This window comes from Wenzhouxiangella sp. AB-CW3 (assembly GCF_014725735.1).
Classification (GTDB): Bacteria; Pseudomonadota; Gammaproteobacteria; order Xanthomonadales; family Wenzhouxiangellaceae; genus Wenzhouxiangella.
The window spans coordinates 2,213,512-2,230,780 of sequence record NZ_CP061368.1 but is presented as its reverse complement, the minus strand read 5'-3'; the positions used below and the strand labels follow the sequence as shown (position 1 = coordinate 2,230,780).

General features: G+C 60.1%; 15 protein-coding genes. 8 read left to right on the top strand and 7 right to left on the bottom strand.

Annotation, left to right across the window (positions count from 1 at the left end):
• The first annotated feature begins 106 nt into the window (after positions 1-106).
• Positions 107-1,936: a translational GTPase TypA gene (typA, locus tag IC757_RS09715; protein WP_190974122.1), complete on the top strand. Its 1,830-nt coding sequence runs from the start codon at positions 107-109 to the stop codon at positions 1,934-1,936.
• Here typA and IC757_RS09710 read toward each other — a convergent pair.
• Positions 1,928-3,130, bottom strand: coding sequence for a M12 family metallo-peptidase (locus IC757_RS09710; RefSeq protein ID WP_190974121.1), 1,203 nt, complete (start codon positions 3,128-3,130; stop codon positions 1,928-1,930). The genes typA and IC757_RS09710 overlap by 9 nt on opposite strands.
• 177 nt (positions 3,131-3,307) lie before the next feature.
• On the opposite strand from IC757_RS09710, the gene IC757_RS09705 reads away from it, so the two are divergent.
• Entirely contained in the window at positions 3,308-4,549 is a 1,242-nt protein-coding gene (locus IC757_RS09705) for an acyl-CoA dehydrogenase family protein (protein WP_223846085.1), read from the top strand.
• A gap of 38 nt (positions 4,550-4,587) precedes the next feature.
• Positions 4,588-4,791 (top strand): hypothetical protein, encoded by a 204-nt coding sequence (locus IC757_RS09700; RefSeq protein ID WP_190974120.1) that lies wholly within the window; start codon positions 4,588-4,590, stop codon positions 4,789-4,791.
• Positions 4,792-4,896: 105 nt separating this feature from the next.
• Here the strand turns inward: IC757_RS09700 and IC757_RS09695 are convergent, their stop codons facing one another.
• Positions 4,897-5,256 carry a hypothetical protein gene (locus tag IC757_RS09695; protein WP_190974119.1) on the bottom strand — a complete coding sequence of 120 codons (360 nt, stop codon included), beginning with the start codon at positions 5,254-5,256 and terminating at the stop codon, positions 4,897-4,899.
• Positions 5,257-5,426: 170 nt separating this feature from the next.
• On the opposite strand from IC757_RS09695, the gene IC757_RS09690 reads away from it, so the two are divergent.
• The 5 genes from IC757_RS09690 (at position 5,427) to prpC (ending at position 10,760) form a co-directional block, all read left to right on the top strand.
• Positions 5,427-6,497 carry a phosphotransferase family protein gene (locus IC757_RS09690; RefSeq protein ID WP_190974118.1) on the top strand — a complete coding sequence of 357 codons (1,071 nt, stop codon included), beginning with the start codon at positions 5,427-5,429 and terminating at the stop codon, positions 6,495-6,497.
• Positions 6,498-6,572: 75 nt separating this feature from the next.
• Positions 6,573-7,163, top strand: a complete 591-nt coding sequence (locus IC757_RS09685; RefSeq protein WP_190974117.1) for a PH domain-containing protein — start codon at positions 6,573-6,575, stop codon at positions 7,161-7,163.
• Positions 7,150-8,685, top strand: coding sequence for a PH domain-containing protein (locus IC757_RS09680; RefSeq protein ID WP_190974116.1), 1,536 nt, complete (start codon positions 7,150-7,152; stop codon positions 8,683-8,685). Before IC757_RS09685 ends, IC757_RS09680 begins: the two co-directional genes overlap by 14 nt.
• Positions 8,686-8,757: 72 nt before the next feature.
• The gene (gene prpB, locus IC757_RS09675; protein ID WP_190974115.1) at positions 8,758-9,642 is read left to right on the top strand and encodes a methylisocitrate lyase; all 885 of its coding nucleotides are present in this window, start codon (positions 8,758-8,760) and stop codon (positions 9,640-9,642) included.
• On the top strand, positions 9,639-10,760 hold the full coding sequence (gene prpC / locus IC757_RS09670; RefSeq protein WP_190974114.1) for a 2-methylcitrate synthase: 1,122 nt from the start codon (positions 9,639-9,641) through the stop codon (positions 10,758-10,760). The genes prpB and prpC overlap by 4 nt, the downstream gene beginning before the upstream one ends.
• Before the next feature lie 281 nt (positions 10,761-11,041).
• Here prpC and IC757_RS09665 read toward each other — a convergent pair whose 3' ends face one another.
• The 5 genes from IC757_RS09665 to IC757_RS09645 form a co-directional block, all read right to left on the bottom strand.
• Positions 11,042-11,998 carry a hypothetical protein gene (locus IC757_RS09665; protein ID WP_190974113.1) on the bottom strand — a complete coding sequence of 319 codons (957 nt, stop codon included), beginning with the start codon at positions 11,996-11,998 and terminating at the stop codon, positions 11,042-11,044.
• A gap of 62 nt (positions 11,999-12,060) precedes the next feature.
• Complete coding sequence (locus IC757_RS09660; protein ID WP_190974112.1) at positions 12,061-13,608, bottom strand: M12 family metallo-peptidase; 1,548 nt, start codon at positions 13,606-13,608, stop codon at positions 12,061-12,063.
• Positions 13,609-14,062: 454 nt separating this feature from the next.
• Positions 14,063-14,686: a DUF502 domain-containing protein gene (locus IC757_RS09655; RefSeq protein WP_190974111.1), complete on the bottom strand. Its 624-nt coding sequence runs from the start codon at positions 14,684-14,686 to the stop codon at positions 14,063-14,065.
• Positions 14,676-14,885, bottom strand: coding sequence for a hypothetical protein (locus IC757_RS09650; RefSeq protein ID WP_190974110.1), 210 nt, complete (start codon positions 14,883-14,885; stop codon positions 14,676-14,678). The genes IC757_RS09655 and IC757_RS09650 overlap by 11 nt, the downstream gene beginning before the upstream one ends.
• Positions 14,886-15,010: 125 nt before the next feature.
• The gene (locus IC757_RS09645) at positions 15,011-17,269 is read right to left on the bottom strand and encodes a beta-propeller fold lactonase family protein (protein WP_190974109.1); all 2,259 of its coding nucleotides are present in this window, start codon (positions 17,267-17,269) and stop codon (positions 15,011-15,013) included.

Sequence of the window (17,269 nt, the reverse complement as noted above, 5' to 3'; positions counted from 1 at the left end):
CCCTGACGTTACGCAAAAGGGTTGGAAATAGTGACAGTTCGCGGGGAAATATCAGCTTCCAGGGGCGCACAGGCTCTATAATGCGCACCCCACGGATTCCCACGAGTTGTTGATGAAGCTTCGCAATATCGCCATCATTGCCCATGTCGACCACGGCAAGACCACCCTGGTCGACCAGCTGCTGCGCCAGTCCGGCGAGTTCGCCGCCCATGAGCGCGTCGAGGAGCGCGTCATGGACTCCGAGGACCAGGAGCGCGAGCGCGGCATCACCATCCTGGCCAAGAATACGGCCATTACCTGGCGAGACTGGCGCATCAACATCGTCGACACCCCCGGGCACGCGGACTTCGGCGGCGAGGTGGAGCGCGTGTTGTCCATGGTCGATTCGGTGCTGCTGCTGGTCGATGCGGTCGACGGCCCCATGCCGCAGACCCGCTTTGTCACGCAGAAGGCCTTCGCCATGGGGTTTCGGCCCATCGTCGTGATCAACAAGGTAGACCGGCCGGGTGCGCGTCCGGACTGGGTGCTCAACCAGACCTTCGACCTGTTTGACAAGCTGGGTGCGAGCGACGAGCAGCTCGATTTTCCGGTGATCTACGCCTCGGCCATCAATGGTTATGCCGGCACCGAACAGGATGTGAGTGATGGCGACCTGTTGCCGCTGTTTGAAACCCTGGTCGAGCATGTGCCGGCACCGTCGGTCGATCCCGAAGGCCCGTTCCAGATGCAGGTCTCCTCGCTGGCCTACTCCAGCTATGTCGGACTGATCGGTATCGGTCGCATACAGCGGGGCCGGGTCAAGCCGAATCAGCCGGTCAAGGTCGTGGATCGCGATGGCAACACACGCTCCGGCAAGGTGTTGCAGGTACTGGGATTCAAGGGCTTGAAGCGAGAAGAAGTGCCGGAAGCGTCGGCTGGCGACATCATCGGGATCTCCGGCATCGAGGAAATCGGTATTTCCGATACGCTGTGTGATCCGTCCACGGTCGAGGCCCTGCCGGCATTGACGGTCGACGAGCCCACCATTCATATGACCTTCCAGGTCAACGATTCACCTTTCGCCGGCCGTGAAGGCAAGTACCTGACCAGCCGACAGCTACGAGCCCGACTGCTGCGCGAGGCCAGCCACAATGTGGCGCTGCAGGTGTCGGAAACAGGTGACCCCGATCAGTTTGACGTAGCCGGCCGTGGTGAACTGCACCTGGCCGTGCTGATCGAGGCCATGCGCCGTGAGGGTTATGAGCTGGCGGTCTCGCGCCCACGAGTTCGCAAGCGCGAGGGCGAAGACGGCTCGATCCAGGAGCCGTGGGAGCAGGTCGTGCTGGATCTGGAGGAGGACTTCCAGGGTGCCGTCATGCAGGCCATGGGCGAGCGCAAGGCCCAGCTGCAGGACATGCAGTCCGACGGTCGGGGCAGGGTGCGGCTGGATTACATCGCGCCCGCGCGCGGCCTGATTGGTTTCCAGAGCGCCTATCGCACGATGACTTCAGGCACCGGTCTGTTCTTCCGTGTCTTCGATCATTGGGGTGCAGCCACAGAGCGTGTGGCCGAGCGCTCCAACGGGACCCTGATCACCATGGAAAACGGCACCACGGTGGCATTTGCCCTGTTCAACCTGCAGGATCGCGGCAAGCTGTTCATCGGCCCCGGCGAGGATGTCTATGAGGGCCAGATCATCGGACTGCATGTCCGCGAAAACGACTTGATCGTCAATCCGATGAAGGGCAAGAAGCTGACCAATATCCGTGCTGCCGGCAAGGACGATGCCGTGCAACTGGTACCGCCCAACCGGATGACGCTGGAGCAGGCACTGGAGTTCATCAACGATGATGAGCTGGTCGAAGTCACGCCTGAAAACATCCGCCTGCGCAAGCGTCTTCTGAAGGAGCATGAACGCAAGCGCGCCAGCCGTTCCGGCGATCAGTCCTCAGCCTGAGTTTCCGTGGGCCGGTTGAAAGCGATCCTGAAACAGCAAGCCGGGATTGCGTTGCAGGCAAGTGGCGTTCTCGAGCCTGGGCTGCATTGCATCCAGGCTGCATTGAGAAAAGGTTTGATTTGAGACGTTGATCATCGAGTTCATGATGCCTGCCTCAGTGCCACTGGGGCAGTGCGATGAATCGTCGTGCCGTGCCCCGAAATTGTGGCCCAGCTCGTGAGCCAGTATCAGGGCGCTAATGGTATCGCTCCATAGACCCTCGTTGACTCCGACTCCCCAGTCCGTGCTGCAGGTTACACCGACATAGGCCATGCCCGCGGCATTGGTGATCGCTCGACCAGTCACTAGGTGAGCCTGGCCCTCGAAGGGAATGTTGCTGCCATCGTCCGAGGACATGAATTCCTGGAATTCACGCAGGCTGGTCCCGGTCAACGAGCCGTTGTCCTCCAGCGTTTCATGGTGCCAGAGCATGATTCCGGTACCCACCTGGCTTTCATAGATTCCATCGATAAAGTTCATTCTGCCCGCTACAACGGCCCCTGTGTCGGCGCCGTATTCATCTCCGAACTCAACATCTGTGACGATGGTCACCGGCACCATGTAGGCGGCAAAGTCCGCTCCCGACCTATTCGGGGATCCACGCGTCGATGGTCGGTGACCGGGCGGGTCTGCCAATTCGTCCGTTTCGGCGGGCTCATGATGGTGCTCGATGCCCCCGTCATCGATGCGCCAACCGGCAGACAGATCTTTCAGGCGAAAGGCTATGGTGCGATCGGGTTCAATCCTGCGCTCGTCCGGCAGCAGAAAACCCCTGGCCCGGTCGATCATGTAGAGATCCGTGCCATCGGAAAACATGCCGGTGAGCGTGTCGCCAATGCGGTTGATTCGCGCCCACGAGCGCGGATTGTCCGCCAGCCGCCCCCGGTAAAAGGCGTTTCGTCCATCGCGCAGCACCTGGTCCCTGCGCGCTGCTTCTTGCGGCGACCAAAGCGATTCATTGGGCACAAGCTCCAACACGAATCGCTTGTCGAACGCTTGAAGTGTCAATCGGGCATCGGCTGCGCGTTCATGCATGGAGGTGTCAGCAAGGCTGAAGGCTTTCAGTTCGGTGTCTTCGTTGGCCTGGCTCCATAGTGGTCCTGCCACAAACAGGAACAGCAGGAGCAGGGTGCGCAGCGAATACGTGATGACCATCCTGGATTCTCCGGATTGGCTTCGTGTTTTTCTTCATGGAATGCCGACCAACATGATGACGACGATCCCTTGGCTCGAGTTTACCCGGTGAGGGTGTCGATTTCGACCGGTACTTCCAGGTCGGCTGTTGTCAGCCCGATATCGGGACTGGCCGCTGGAGCAGCGCAACTTGGTAACATGCAGAGCGACCATCTGCCCGAGGAGCTGCCCGACATGGATTTCACACCCTCAGCCAAGGCACAGGAGATTGCCGGGGCGTTGGACCGCTTCATGCTCGACGAAGTGGAGCCGGTCGAGGCGGATTGTCTGCGTGATTTCAACGCAATGGACTATCCCTGGCAGGTCTCGCCGGTAGTAGAGGGGCTCAAGCAGAAAGCCCGTTTAGCGGGGCTCTGGAATCTTTTTCTGCCCGATGACGAGCTGGCGCAGGGGCTGGCCAACCTGGACTATGCGCCGCTGGCCGAGCGCATGGGACGTTCGCTGATTGCGCCGGAGATCTTCAACTGCAATGCCCCGGACACCGGCAACATGGAAGTGCTCTACCACTACGGCAGTGACGAGCAGAAATCGCAATGGCTGGAACCCTTGCTGGCCGGCGAAATCCGGTCAGCCTTTTGCATGACCGAGCCGGGCGTGGCCTCTTCGGACGCCACCAACATGGAGGCCACTGCCAGCATCGAAGGGGAAGAGGTGGTGCTCAACGGGCGCAAGTGGTGGTCGACCGGAATTGGCCATCCCAATTGCAAGGTGGTGATCTTCATGGGGCTGACCGACGCCCATGCCGATCGTCATTATCGCCACTCCATGGTACTGGTGCCCCTGGATACGCCGGGAGTGAAGATTGAGCGCATGCTCAATGCCATGGGGTATCACGATGCCCCGCTGGGTCATGGCGAGGTGAGTTTCAGCAATGTTCGGCTGCCGGTCTCGGCCATCATTGCCGGGCCCGGCAAGGGCTTCGAGATCGCCCAGGGGCGGTTGGGCCCCGGACGAATCCATCACTGCATGCGCCTGATCGGGCTGGCGGAAATGGCGCTGGAGCGGGCCTGCCGCAGGGCGCTGGAGCGCGAGGCGTTCGGTCGGCCGCTGGCAAAACTCGGCGGCAACGCCGAACGTATCGCCCAGGCGCGCATTGCCATCGAACAGGCCCGGCTGCTGGTGCTCAAGGCCGCCTGGTCGCTGGATCATCGCGGCATCACCCGGTCGATGAGCGAAGTCTCTCAGATCAAGGCGGCGGTGCCGTCCATGGCCCAGGACGTGATTGATCTGGCCATGCAGTTGCATGGTGGTGGCGGATTGTCGGATGACTATCCACTGGCCGCGGCCTGGACAGCGGCCCGCGCACTGAGACTGGCCGACGGTCCGGACGAGGTACACCGAGCGTTGGTGGCCCGGCTGGAACTGCGGGGGTATCGCTGATGGCCTTCTTGCCGCCCCCGATCGATTTTCGGCCCCGCATGGAGTGTCCCGAATGCGGATTGCTCAACCTGAAGAAAAACGAGCAGTGTGTGCACTGCGGGTACCGCTTCCCGGAAGCGTGGCGCCAGCGTCAGAAAGCCGCGGGAAAGGAGCGCAGGCGTCGCGCCACGTGGGCTGCGGTCATCATACTGCCGGCCCTGCTGCTGTTTCTTACGTTGTTGTTTCAGCTCGCCGAGACCTGAGACCAGCGCAAAAAAACCCGGCACCGAGTGGGTGCCGGGTGATTGCAGGGTGGTACATCGGGCCAGGTTTTTCTCGGGGAAGGTGTTTCGATCACCCCCGGCCCACTAGTTGTTGTCACTGCTGGCTTCGAACCGATCCTGAAACAGGATCTCGGCCAGTTCTTCGAGTGTATAACCCCAGAAGCCGCCGGTCAGTCGCCATGCGCCTCCCGACAGTGCGCGTGCCTCGGTGGCCTCCCACTGCCCGATGGTGCCGGACAGCTGCCACTGCCCGTTACTCGACTCCGATTCGAGGGTCCCGCCGCCGGCGATGGTCCAGGACGAAATGCAGAACTGCTCGCTTGCATCGCAGGACACACTGTTGTTTCCGGCACTGGCCACGGCCGGCATGAGAAATGCCGCGGCAAGGAGAAGTGCCGGCGCGAGCGGCAATGCATATCGGGGCCGGCAATGTTTTTTCATCATGTCATGGGCTCCGTGTTGGTCTCACCAGAAGGTTGTTTGTCGTTTTCCTGTTCTACTTAACGACAAAAGTGCACAGGGTACGCCATCGAAGTTGCCGCGGCGGCGGATCGAGCGGCTTGCGTCGGGGTCGCGATACACTGTGTTCTCGACATTTCTGCCATGGAGTCCCCATGTCCGACAGCGAGACGTTGCTAGACCAGCCCCGCTCATTGCGAGAAGAGGACCGTTTCGATATCGAAGCTGTCGATCAATGGCTCCGAGGGCGGGTAGCCGGGCTGGAAGGACAACCACAGGTCGAGCAGTTCTCACGCGGCGCTTCCAATCTGACCTATCGCCTGCGCTATGCCAACCGGGACCTCATCCTGCGCCGCCCCCCGCCCGGGACCAAGGCGAAATCGGCACACAACATGGTACGCGAGTACGAGATCCAGAAGGCACTCCGACCAATCTATCCCTATGTGCCTGAAATGCTGGCGCTGTGTACCAATGACTCTGTCATCGGATGCGACTTCTACGTCATGGAGCGTGTCCGGGGGATCATCCTGCGCAAGAACCTGCCCCCGGGCCTGGAGCTGGACCGGGAACAGACTGCCACCCTCTGTCGCAATGCCATCGAGCGACTGATCGAGCTGCACTCCGTGGATGTCGAGGCGGCGGGGCTGGATCGCATCGGCAAGGGCACGGGTTACAACCGTCGCCAGATCGATGGCTGGTCGGAACGCTACCAGCGGGCCAAGACCTGGAATGTGGCCAGCGGCCGCTACGTGATGCAGTGGCTGTCCGACCACGTTCCCGACGAGGTCGCCATACGCGTCATCCACGGCGACTTTCGCTTCGACAACCTGGTGCTGGATGCCGATGACCCGCTGCGGATCGTCGGGGTGCTGGACTGGGAGCTGGCCACGCTGGGTGACCCGCTGATGGATCTGGGCAACTCGCTGGCCTACTGGGTACAGGCTGACGATGATCGCTATTTCCGGGGATTCAGACGTCAGCCCACGCACAGGGCCGGCATGATGACGCGTGCCGAGGTAGTTGACTACTATTGCGATCGAATGGGTCTGAAACCGGACAACTGGGCCTTCTACGAGGTCTACGGGCTGTTTCGTCTGGCCGTGATCGCCCAGCAGATCTACTTTCGCTATCACCATCGGCAGACCCGCAACCGGCAGTTCCGGTACTTCTGGGTTGCGGTCAACTACCTGCTGTGGCGATGCCGTCGGATTATCCGTTCGGCGTGACCTTTGTCACTGATGCCGAGATTGGCTCGCCGGCTACAATGATGGTTGTTTGCCTGCCCAGGGAGTCTGTTTGCCATGTCATCGATACCTGATCCGCCAGCCGGGTTCAGCAACCGCAGTGTTTCGGTCTCGGAGTTGCCCGATTTCAGGGCTGTCAACCTGAACGACGTGGCGCCCGGATACCACCTTCATGTGCAACTGACCAACGCCGTGTTCTGGCTGGTCCTGGTCGTGATTGCGCAAGTGGTCAGCTGGTTGCCGGTCTGGGAGTTCAGTCTGCCATGGTGGGTCAGTGCTGCCCTGCTGGGGTTGCTCGCGCTCAGCGCGGTCCACGCGGTTTTCGATGCCCGGTTCCGTGGCTGGGCTTTGCGTGAACACGATTTCATCTATCGTCACGGTGTCATCTGGCGCAAGACCATCATTCTGCCCTTTACCCGTATCCAGCACGTGGAGACGGCATCGGGGCCGATTGAACGTCTGTTTGGTCTCATGCGGGTCAAGTGTTTCACCGCCGGAGGCACGACGGGGGATCTCACCGCCGTCGGGCTGCATGCCGACGATGCCAGACGGGTCCAGCAGTATCTGCTGGAACAGATCCGTGAGCACGGGGATGCCGCCGTCGGCCAGGCTCCCGGACACGAAGGATCGGACCATGTCGGAGATTGAGCTGGCGGTCTGGCAGCGGCTGTCTCCGTTGGCGCTGTTCGACCTGTTCATTCGCTCCCTGCTGAAGTTCGTGCGAGAAAACCTGTACCTGTTTGTCGGGGCAGGTGCCGGGCTGGCATTTCTGGATTGGCTGGGGCTGCGCGAATTGCTGCTCGGACTGATCGGCCTGCTGGCGCTGATCGTGGTGGGGGCGGTGATGTACTGGCGGCGGTTTACCTTCCGCCTGGAAGCCGATGCGGTGCGGGTACGCAGTGGCGTGTTCGAAAAGAAAGATCTGCGGGTTCGTTTTGCCCGGGTTCAGAACATTCAGATTGGCCAGCCCTTCTACTTTCGGCCTTTTGGCGTGGTGCGTTTCAGTCTGGAAACTCCCGGTTCGGGTGACAAGGAGGTGGAGCTGCCCGGGATCGAACGGTCGCTGGCCGCCTGGATGCGCGACAGAATTGCCGACGTGCAGTCCGAGACGCCGGGCGATGGTGCCGATACACCGGACCTGACCGGTGATGAACCGGCTCGAAGTGCTGAACACGCGAGCCCGGAGGAGGGCGATGAGCCGGTCTGGCGGGCCGGGCATGGGGCGCTGTTTCGGCATGGCCTGGCATCCAACCAGGTGTGGGTGCTGGCCGGGATTCTGGGTTACCTTTCCAGCCAGTTTTTCGGCCGCATGGAGGGCTGGCTGGAGGATCTCGGCGTGGATGCCTGGCTGGCCGGTCTGCTCGAGACCGGCTGGGCTTTCATCGTGGCCCTGGTGGTGGTCCTGGCCGTGCTGATCTTTGTTCTTTCCGGGATGATCGCGCTGGTGCGCTTCCATCGCTATGAACTGCATGACCGAGGCGATCGCCTGGTCGCGATCGGTGGGCTGCTCGACCGACGTGAGCAGACACTGCGCCGGGAGAAGATCACCGGTCTTTCGCTCAAGCAATCGGCCATCGGCCGTCTGCTGGGTATCTGGTATCTGGTAGCGCGTCAGACGCGGGCCAGTGACGAGGAGCTCGATGGGGGGCGCAAGAGTTTCATCGTTCCGGGCCTGGGCCCGGCTCGCGACGAGCTTTGCCGTGTCGTGCTGCCCGGAACCCAGCCCCCGGAGGAGCTGGCTCGCATCAGTTTTCACTACCGGCGTTTCTTCTGGACACGCGGTGCCGCGTTCTTCGTGCTGCTCGCGGCAGTGCTTTTCGCTCTGCCGGCCGCGGCAAGCTGGAATGCCTGGCTGGTCCTTGGGTGCCTGCCCCTGTGGCTGCTTTTGATCCAGTTGACCTACCGCCACTGGGGGTGGCGCGAGGAAGAGGGCGTGGTGTGGGTGCAGCATGGTCTTTTCGGGCGCCAACTGGATTGCTTCGCGCTTGAGCTGGTGCAACAAGCCTGGTTCCGACAGAGCCCTTATCAGCGTCGACACCAACTGGCTTCCGTACAACTGATTCTCCCTCAGGGCAGTGTGTCCATTCCGTGGATGCCGGCCGGGCAGGCCGCCGAGCTGGTGAACCTGGCCATGGCCCGGGCGGAGGTGGCCCCGATGCACCGGGTCTGACCGCGCCGTCCGACGGGAAAGCCTGGTCTTGCGTGGTAGAATGGCGGGCTATTTCGATCAGGATAGTTGCCCATGAGCCAGATCTCTCCCGGAGCCCGTTTTCGCAAGCTGGTGGCCGATCAGCCGCCGCTGCAGGTGGTTGGCACGATCAATGCCTACAGTGCCCTTTTGGCCGAGCGGGCAGGGCATCAGGCGATCTACCTGTCGGGCGCCGGCGTGGCCAACGCCTCTTATGGGTTGCCGGATCTGGGGATTACCCAGTTATCCGACGTGGTCCAGGACGCTGCCCGCATTACCTCGGTCAGTGACTTGCCGTTGCTGGTCGATGTCGATACCGGCTGGGGCAGTGCGTTCAATATTGGGCGCACCGTGCGCGAGATGGAACGCGCCGGCGTGGCGGCCATTCACCTGGAAGACCAGGTGGCGGCCAAGCGCTGCGGCCATCGACCCAACAAGGCGCTGGTCAGCCCCGAGGAAATGGCTGACCGTGTACGTGCGGGCGTCGATGCCCGCCAAGACGATAATTTCGTGTTCATGGCGCGTACCGATGCGCATGCCTCCGAAGGCATGGCCGCGGCCGTGGATCGTGCCAATCTCTACGTCGAGTGCGGTGCCGACATGATCTTCGCCGAGGCGCTGCACACGCTCGAGGAGTTCACCGAATTCACCCGCCAGGTGCCGGTGCCGGTGCTGGCCAACATCACCGAGTTCGGCCGCACGCCGCTGCTCAGCGTCCAGGAACTGGACTCGGCCGGCGTCAAACTGGTGCTCTACCCGCTGTCGGCCTTCCGTGCCATGAGCAAGGCGGCCCTGGCGGTCTACGAGTCCATTGGCCGCGAAGGCCACCAGAAGAACGTGGTCGACATGATGCAGACGCGCGAGGAGCTCTACGATGTCCTCGGTTACCACGATTTCGAAAATAAACTGGATCAGCTGTTCAGCAAGGAGTCCAAATGAGCGAAAAGAAAACCGGAGCCGGCCTGCGTGGTCAGACCGCCGGCAAGACCGCCATCTGCACCGTGGGTGCGGCGGGAAACAGCCTGCGCTATCGCGGCTATGCCGTCGACGACCTGGCCGAACACGCCAGCTTCAACGAAGTCGCCCATCTCGTGCTCAAGGGGCATCTGCCCAACAGCGAGGAACTGGCCGCCTACACGAAGCGACTGAAGTCGCTGCGCGGCCTTCCGGACTCGCTCAAGGAAGTGCTCGAGCGCATTCCTGCCTCGGCGCATCCGATGGACGTGCTGCGAACCGGCTGCTCCTTCCTGGGCAATATCGAGCCGGAGGGCGATTTCGACAACCAGCAGGGCATCGCCGACCGTCTGCTGGCTTCCTTCCCCTCGATGATCACCTACTGGTATCGCTACAGCCATGACGGCGTGCGCATCGACGTGGAGACCGACGACGAGGGCATCGGCGGTCACTTCCTGCACCTGCTACGCGGGGAGGCGCCCAACGAGCTGCATGCGCGCGTCATGGATGTCTCGCTGATCCTCTATGCCGAGCACGAGTTCAACGCCTCGACCTTTACCGCCCGTGTGTGTGCCTCCACCCTGTCGGACATGCACTCCTGCGTAACCGGGGCGATCGGTTCGCTCAGAGGCCCGTTGCACGGCGGTGCCAATGAAATGGCCATGGCCATGCTCGAGCAGTACGGCTCGGTCGAGGAGGCACGCGCCGATGTCATGCGCATGCTCGAGGCCAGGGAAAAGATCATGGGCTTCGGTCATGCCGTCTACCGCGAGAAGGATCCGCGCAACGCCATCATCCGCGAATGGTCGCGCAAGCTGGCCGACGATGTAGGCGACAAGGTGCTGTTCCCGGTTTCCGAAGAGGTCGAGCGCATCATGTGGGACGAGAAGCGCCTGTTCGCCAATGCTGACTTCTACCACGCCTCGGCCTATCACTTCATGGGGATTCCAACAGGGTTGTTCACGCCCATCTTCGTGATGTCGCGCGTGACCGGCTGGGCCGCCCACATCATGGAGCAGCGCGCCGACAATCGCATCATCCGACCGGGTGCTGAATACATCGGACCTGAGGACCGCGCTGTCCCGCCGATCGACCAGCGCTGAGTTGGCACAAGCCCCGGCCGTTGCTGGCCGGGGCTTTTCAGTTTTTTGGGGTCTATCCGGATCTCGCAACAATAGTTGACCAGAGTACGGTGCGACTTTACACACATGCTACCGTCAGACAGGCAAGTTTCTTCCACTCGTTGACCTCCACCCACCAGCACCCGATTCCTGTGCGCATTCCGCTGGCGATGTGCCCAAGAGAAAGTCTTCTACACCGTGAGTCGAATCAAGGCCCTCATGACATCAGCCTTTTGCACAATCTGGATATCGCCGTTTTTTACTTAATAGTTGTAGTCGACGCGGATGCCTTCCATGACCCAGCCATCAGGTGAAACTGCCTGAAAGCTTCTGTCACCCAGATTGCCGATGGGCATGTAGAAAAGGCGGATTTCATCATCCGGAACCGGATGGAACGTATATGCGATGCACAAGGGCTCATCACCGGTTATCTCAGGAAGTACATTCTGTCCGCTGAAATCGTCTGCCCGGCGGCAGTCAATGTCTCCAGCATGCTGAACATTGATATTGCCCTCGCGCTCCCAGAACGTCATGCTTAAGTGGCTTTCATCAGAGGGAACACGCATTTTTGCCATCAGTTCATTCCTGAGCACATGTGTTTCCCGTGAGTGGTCAAATTCATCCGGATCATCCTCGTTCTTGTAGAACATGATGATCCAGGAGGTTGTGACATCAAGCTCCACTCCTTCGTGCTCTGCAGTGTATTGCGGAAGTCGGTAGGACGCCTCGGGTTCAAATAGCGGGACCTGTCCGCTTCCGAAAACCTGCGGCACGAGGCGACGATAACTGCCCCCGTCAATACTGAACCGGATCAGGTGCCGCTGCATCACCTCGAAGTGAATATTGCCGACCACCTCGTAATCCGGATGCCGGTATTCGCCATTGATGACCTCGCCATTGGTGGTCCTGTACAGGTCGGCCTCTAGTTCCCGGTAGCTGTTATCGCCTTCCGATTTCTCCAACTTGCCGCTGAAGGTATACCAGACCGGTTCGCCGTCCTCCCGGTATCCGTAGTAGACCGCGGCCATGATGCCGTTCTGAACATCAATATTGATGCCGGTGCCTGAACGTTCCGGGTCGAACCAGAGCCCGGATTTAGGATATGGGGGCTTCTTGAACTCCGGACAGCCTGGGCAGGCGGGTGCGTAGGGGCCAACTTCTTCAGCCAGGACCGAAATGGAGCAAAGGGCCAGAACAAAAAGTGTGTAGAGGTGTTTCATCGAATACTCCAGGCCAAGTGTTGCCCGCGCATTGGCGGGCAACAAGGGTATACCAAAATCGATTAGAGACAGCCGGCATAGTAGGTCGTCGTAACTTGCTGGCTGTCGGCGCTGCATCCGCCGGCATTGCAGGCACGAACCACCAGAGTGGTTGGGCTACTGTAATTGACCAACGTCTGGGTGCCAGGTCCACTGTAGACCGGTACGCTCGAGTTGGTTTGGAAGACCCGATACTCGGTTGCATCAGGTTGGGCTGTCCACTGAAGTGTGTTCATGCCCCAGCAGAACTCTGGTTGGATGCTGACCGGGTTGGGCGGCTGCGGTGGTGTGGGCTGCGGTCCTTTCCAGCCTGCTGCATAGGGCATATTGGTGTCCAGCGCAGCTGCCATATTTCGGGATGTTTCACCCGTTTTCTCACCGATGTAGTTCACATCGGGATTGGACCATCTGGCAATCCTGACAGTTGGCTGCTGATCGGGCGGATCATTTTCTTCAAAATCGCAGTTTACATAGCCGCCCATTATGGTTTGCCAGTCACAGTGGCTCGGTGCATATCCACAGGCAAAAGTAGGTTGAGGGCTGCCGCCGCAGTCTTCATGCCTGCCATTGAGAACATGACCGATTTCGTGAATGGCAGTCAGGTCGGCCATTGCAAAAGTATGCGTTGTGTTGGCGTAAGGGAAGGGGTGTTCAGGATAAGCTGACTCCGGAATAAAGAAGGCAGCACCTCCATATGCTCTGGAGTACCATGGGCTGCACTCAGTGTAGCCGGTTTCGGTGGTCATGATAGTCAGGCCCATATCAGCCCAGTCCTCACTCATCCAGTCGGAAATGTTTGAGAAGGCCTCTTCCTCATTACTCTTGTCGAACAGAATTTCGTCTCTACATCTGTGACCAGATGTGGAGAGGTTATCGTTAATGTTTCGAAGGCCAGCAAGAGTGACAAAGTTGGAGCTGTTTACTCCGCTATACGACAGGCTTTGATTGAAGGTCGCAATGATATTGTTGGCCATCAGTGCAATGTTCTCTTGCTGGGCCACTGCGGGGGTATACATCACCAGTACCCTGACTTCCCCGCCCGACGACATGGGTTGGGCGGATTGATCTCGCCTCGTTGGCGCTTGCTTCTGCTCCTGCTCTACATTTTGCGGAGATAGGTGGTTGTGGTGCTTCTTTTCCGGCCGAGGAATCAGTGTTTGGTCGATTATGCTCAATGTGTATTGCGGGCTGTCGAGTCTACTTTCAAGGAGGTAGGTGAATCCCTCGGAGTGGTGTATCCTGCCCAGGAGGGCTTCTTGATCAACGGTGATGGCAACGAGTGAACCGTCATCACCATCAATCTTTCCCGCATAGGTAATCATGCCGTCTTTGCCTTCGTGGACCGTATCGATCTTGAGCTGAAGTGGAGTGCTCCGCTTCGGAACTGGCAGGGCCAGCCGTTGACCAGACAGGGGCGCGCCACGGTCTGTGGCGATACGTGTTCCGTTGGGGCCTTCTATGGCGGTCAGTGCATCCAGGTCAAGATTCACTGTCCATGATTGAACTGTTTCATCGCCGAGAAAGCGACGAAGTTCGTTGGCGCGGTCTGAATTCTCCGATTCAACCGCCATGAACTCTTGCGGGCCGCCTGTGGATGTTGTTAGGGGGGGTAGCCAGAACTGGCGCTGCCAACACGCTCGTCAAGAAAGAGAAAATGATGGGAACTTTTCGCATAATTACTGCTCCGTTGCTTTTGCCAATCCAGGTGCCAAGACCTGCCACGCATGTCGCCCCGTTCGCCTTGTGCTGCCAACAAGGCGACGGTAGATTTCTACCTGATTCTGTTGGTGGTTGTCAAATGGTCTCTGTGGCGGGGGTGCCAAGGATGACAGCTTGGGTGGACACTGCGGTCGAGCTCGTTTGCTGCACTTATGTGAAGCCTTTGGTTTAAAAATCGAGCCAGAAAAGCCTCAGGCCGCTCAATCCCGAAACAAGCAACGAGGACTGGTACAATCGGCAGGTGATTTCGGAACCGAAGGTTTCGCATGAACCCGCCGGATGCGTCAGTTCACCGCCTCACCGACGTCACGATCCCCGCCGTGTCATTGCCGCGGTCAGAATCAGTCTTACGGCATCCTCGAACGGCATGTCCACCGGTTCGCACCATTCCCTCGGCACGAAGATCGTGTAACCGGCAATCTGGTAGCTCAGGGGCAGGTAGACGGCGACCTCGTCTTCCTTGCCGAAGGGCAGGTTGGAAAAGTCCTCGCGGGTGACGAATCCCAGCAGTGAAATCTCCAGGCCGGGATGGCGCACCAGTACCACCTGGTTGAACTTTCCTTCATCATCGCCTGAGAAATACTCGACGAAGTCCTTGGTCGCACGATAGACCGACTTGACCACGGGCATGCGCGCGAGTATGGCTTCGCCAAAGTCGATCAGTTTCTGGAACAGCAGGACCTGGCTGAGCAGCCCGATGACAATCACGATGATGATGCCGCCAAACAGCCCCATCCCGCGGATATACCAGCTTTCCGGCAGCACCAGCTGTATGAGACTGCCGATGCCCCCCTCGGCCAGCCCGGCCAGCCAGAACACGATCAGCAGCGTCAGGGCGATCGGAATGATCGTGGCCAGACCCTTGAAAAACAGTCGGACGATCGTACCGGCGATGCCGGTGGCGTGATGGCTGTGGTCTTCAGAGCTCATCGATCTTCCGCTTCAGTTGTTCACGCTGGTCGATGACGATCCGTTCGAGCGTTTCGATACGCTCACGCAACTCGTTTTCGAGTTGGTCGATTCGCTCCCCGTCGATGCCGGGGTGGCGGCGCGACTCGAACCAGTATCGGGCAACAGCGACCACGCCAAGAATTGCGGTGATGGCGACCATGGCGGAAAAGAGATTCATTGTTTGGGGCTCCGGCCGGTTACCTGGGGACTGCCCCCATGATAACGGCAAATGCCCGTTGGGTGCTGCAGCGTGGAGTCCGGCATCCGGCCCGGCGGAGAGCTCGCCGGGCCGGGGATTCCGGATCAGTCCTCGCGGGACATGAAGCCGTCGCCGAAGATATCGTCGTTCGTCATGCGTGTGAACACCACGATGGCATTGTCTTCGTTGGCCACGACGTAAAGGTGGCGATTATCGGGGCTGACTGCCATGTCCGTCGGTCCACCCATGCGGGAAATATTGCCCTGGTTGTTGAACAGCGTTGCGCGTATCTCCAGCTCGTCGCTGTCGTCGTCGCGCAGGAAAATCGTCAGACTGTGATCGTCGAATCCGGTGACGAACATTTCCACATTGTCCGGCGTGAGCTGGAGATGCTGCGTACCACCCATGCCCGGCAGGTTGGTTTCTCCACGCTTCCAGCTTTCTACGATCTCGAGGTTGCCGTCGCCATCTCGGACCAGACGTGTCATGCCGGCTTCGTTCTCGGCAGCCACGTAGAGATTGGTGCCGGCACTATCTATAGCCACGTCAATCGCTCCGTCCAGGTCCGTGACGCCGGCCAGGCCTTGCTGAAGAGTCGTGTGATGAGTCAAACGGCCGTAATCATCACTTTCTGCGTCCTGTTCCCGGTCGAACACCAGTAGCGCATTCCCATGGCGAGCACTGACGAACAGTTGCGAGCCGTCGGGCGAGAGTGTGAGCCCGGCGGGACGGTCCATGCCCTGCGGAAGGTCACCCCCGGATCCGGTCGACTCGAGATAGGACAGTGATCCGTTGTCGGAGTCACGCTCGAATACGGCGACGGCCGCGGCGCCTGAGCCGCTGGCATAGAGATGATCGCCGTCGGCGCTGACATGCAGGCGCGAGACATCAGAAAGTGACTCGATTGCACCCTCGCCGCCCTGGATATTCTCGATATGGGTGAGCTCACCGTTGTCGATGTTCCTGGCGAAAACCACGATGGCATTGCCCTTCTTGGCCGCAACGTAGATGTTCTTGCCGTCGGGACTGATCACCAGGTAAACCGGGCCGTCGAGATTGACATCGGCGAATCCCTCGGTGCCATCATCGATCGTGGCAAGGAACTCTAGCGTGCCGTTCGCCTTGCGACGGAAGAAGCTGGTGATCTGACCACTGGACTCGCTGGTGACGTAGACATGATCGCCATTGGGGCTGACAACCACCGAAGTCGGGTCCGGAATGCCGGTCACGCCTTCTTCGCCATGGACGACATCCTGCTCGTGCCGCAGCAAGGGCTCTATTCCGGGATTGGCGATGATGCCGGCCACCGTGGAGCGTTCAAGCTGGCCCTGTCTTTCTGCATCGAGATGCAGGGTGAACGACTTCTGCGGAATATCGTCGTTGGTGGCATTGACCGTCACACGGATTTCGCTGCCGGTGCGCCCGGGCTCGATTTCGACCTGGCCGGAAGCGGCCTGGTAGTCCTGTGGGGCGGTGGCCGAGCCGTCCTGAGTCTGCCAGTCGAAGCTGACGGTGCGGTCATGACTGCGCGACAGGGTGACGTTGAACACCATTTCGGCGGTGCCCGATGACGGCACGTTGAGCCAGCCGTCGGCAACCCGGATGTCGGGAATATCGTCGTCGTCGATGATGGTGACTGTCGCGGTGGGTCTGGCGATTACGCCATCACTTTCGGCGTGTGGCTGGATATGGACAAGAAAGGTCTCATCGGCCTGGGGGACGGTGTCTCCGCAGACCGAGACTTCGATATTGCCACTGAGGGCACCGGCGGGGATGACAATCTGTCCGGTTTCATGGATAAAGTCGATTCCTGCACCACATTCGGGTCCCCCGACCGCAGTATCGTCTTCGGTTTCCCATTCGAGGACGATGTCCTCGTCATGGGTAGTGTTCATTTCCACCTGCAGTGTGGCCGTCGTGATGCCCGAGTCGCCCTCGAGTACCTCGGTATCATGAATGCTGATGCTCGGGCCGGTACCGAGATGCTGTGGATCGATGTCGAGTCGTACGGCCCGTCCGATGGCGCCGACAACCGGTTCGGCGGCAAGCTGGCTGCCGATATAGATTTCGACCTCGTCGCCGGGTCGGGCGCGGCCTTCGGTACGCGGATCAACATCGTCCATCCGAATCGGCAGCGCGTATTGGTCACCCAGTGCGGGATCTCGTCCCATTTCGTAGCGCACGAGAATATCGCCGTCGGGCACACTGCGGACCTCGATGTTGGTCCCCGATTCGACCGCTTGGCCGTAGAGCGTGGCGTTGCCGTAAAAGATGTGGCTGGGCTGGTCGATCCGTGCCTGGCCGGTGGTGGCTGCCAGAAGCAGGGCCAACCCGACCATGATGGTGCGTGTCGTTATCTTCAT

Bases quoted from the DNA above. Each gene is read 5' to 3' on its own strand.
- prpB (WP_190974115.1), top strand. From the start codon at position 8,758: ATGAGCCAGATCTCTCCCGGAGCCCGTTTTCGCAAGCTGGTGGCCGAT.
- IC757_RS09700 (WP_190974120.1), top strand. From the start codon at position 4,588: ATGGAGTGTCCCGAATGCGGATTGCTCAACCTGAAGAAAAACGAGCAG.
- IC757_RS09710 (WP_190974121.1), bottom strand. From the start codon at position 3,130: ATGGTCATCACGTATTCGCTGCGCACCCTGCTCCTGCTGTTCCTGTTT.
- IC757_RS09650 (WP_190974110.1), bottom strand. From the start codon at position 14,885: ATGAATCTCTTTTCCGCCATGGTCGCCATCACCGCAATTCTTGGCGTG.
- IC757_RS09685 (WP_190974117.1), top strand. From the start codon at position 6,573: ATGTCATCGATACCTGATCCGCCAGCCGGGTTCAGCAACCGCAGTGTT.
- IC757_RS09695 (WP_190974119.1), bottom strand. From the start codon at position 5,256: ATGATGAAAAAACATTGCCGGCCCCGATATGCATTGCCGCTCGCGCCG.
- IC757_RS09665 (WP_190974113.1), bottom strand. From the start codon at position 11,998: ATGAAACACCTCTACACACTTTTTGTTCTGGCCCTTTGCTCCATTTCG.
- IC757_RS09680 (WP_190974116.1), top strand. From the start codon at position 7,150: ATGTCGGAGATTGAGCTGGCGGTCTGGCAGCGGCTGTCTCCGTTGGCG.
- prpC (WP_190974114.1), top strand. From the start codon at position 9,639: ATGAGCGAAAAGAAAACCGGAGCCGGCCTGCGTGGTCAGACCGCCGGC.
- IC757_RS09660 (WP_190974112.1), bottom strand. From the start codon at position 13,608: ATGGCGGTTGAATCGGAGAATTCAGACCGCGCCAACGAACTTCGTCGC.
- IC757_RS09645 (WP_190974109.1), bottom strand. From the start codon at position 17,269: ATGAAGATAACGACACGCACCATCATGGTCGGGTTGGCCCTGCTTCTG.
- IC757_RS09690 (WP_190974118.1), top strand. From the start codon at position 5,427: ATGTCCGACAGCGAGACGTTGCTAGACCAGCCCCGCTCATTGCGAGAA.
- IC757_RS09705 (WP_223846085.1), top strand. From the start codon at position 3,308: ATGCAGAGCGACCATCTGCCCGAGGAGCTGCCCGACATGGATTTCACA.
- IC757_RS09655 (WP_190974111.1), bottom strand. From the start codon at position 14,686: ATGAGCTCTGAAGACCACAGCCATCACGCCACCGGCATCGCCGGTACG.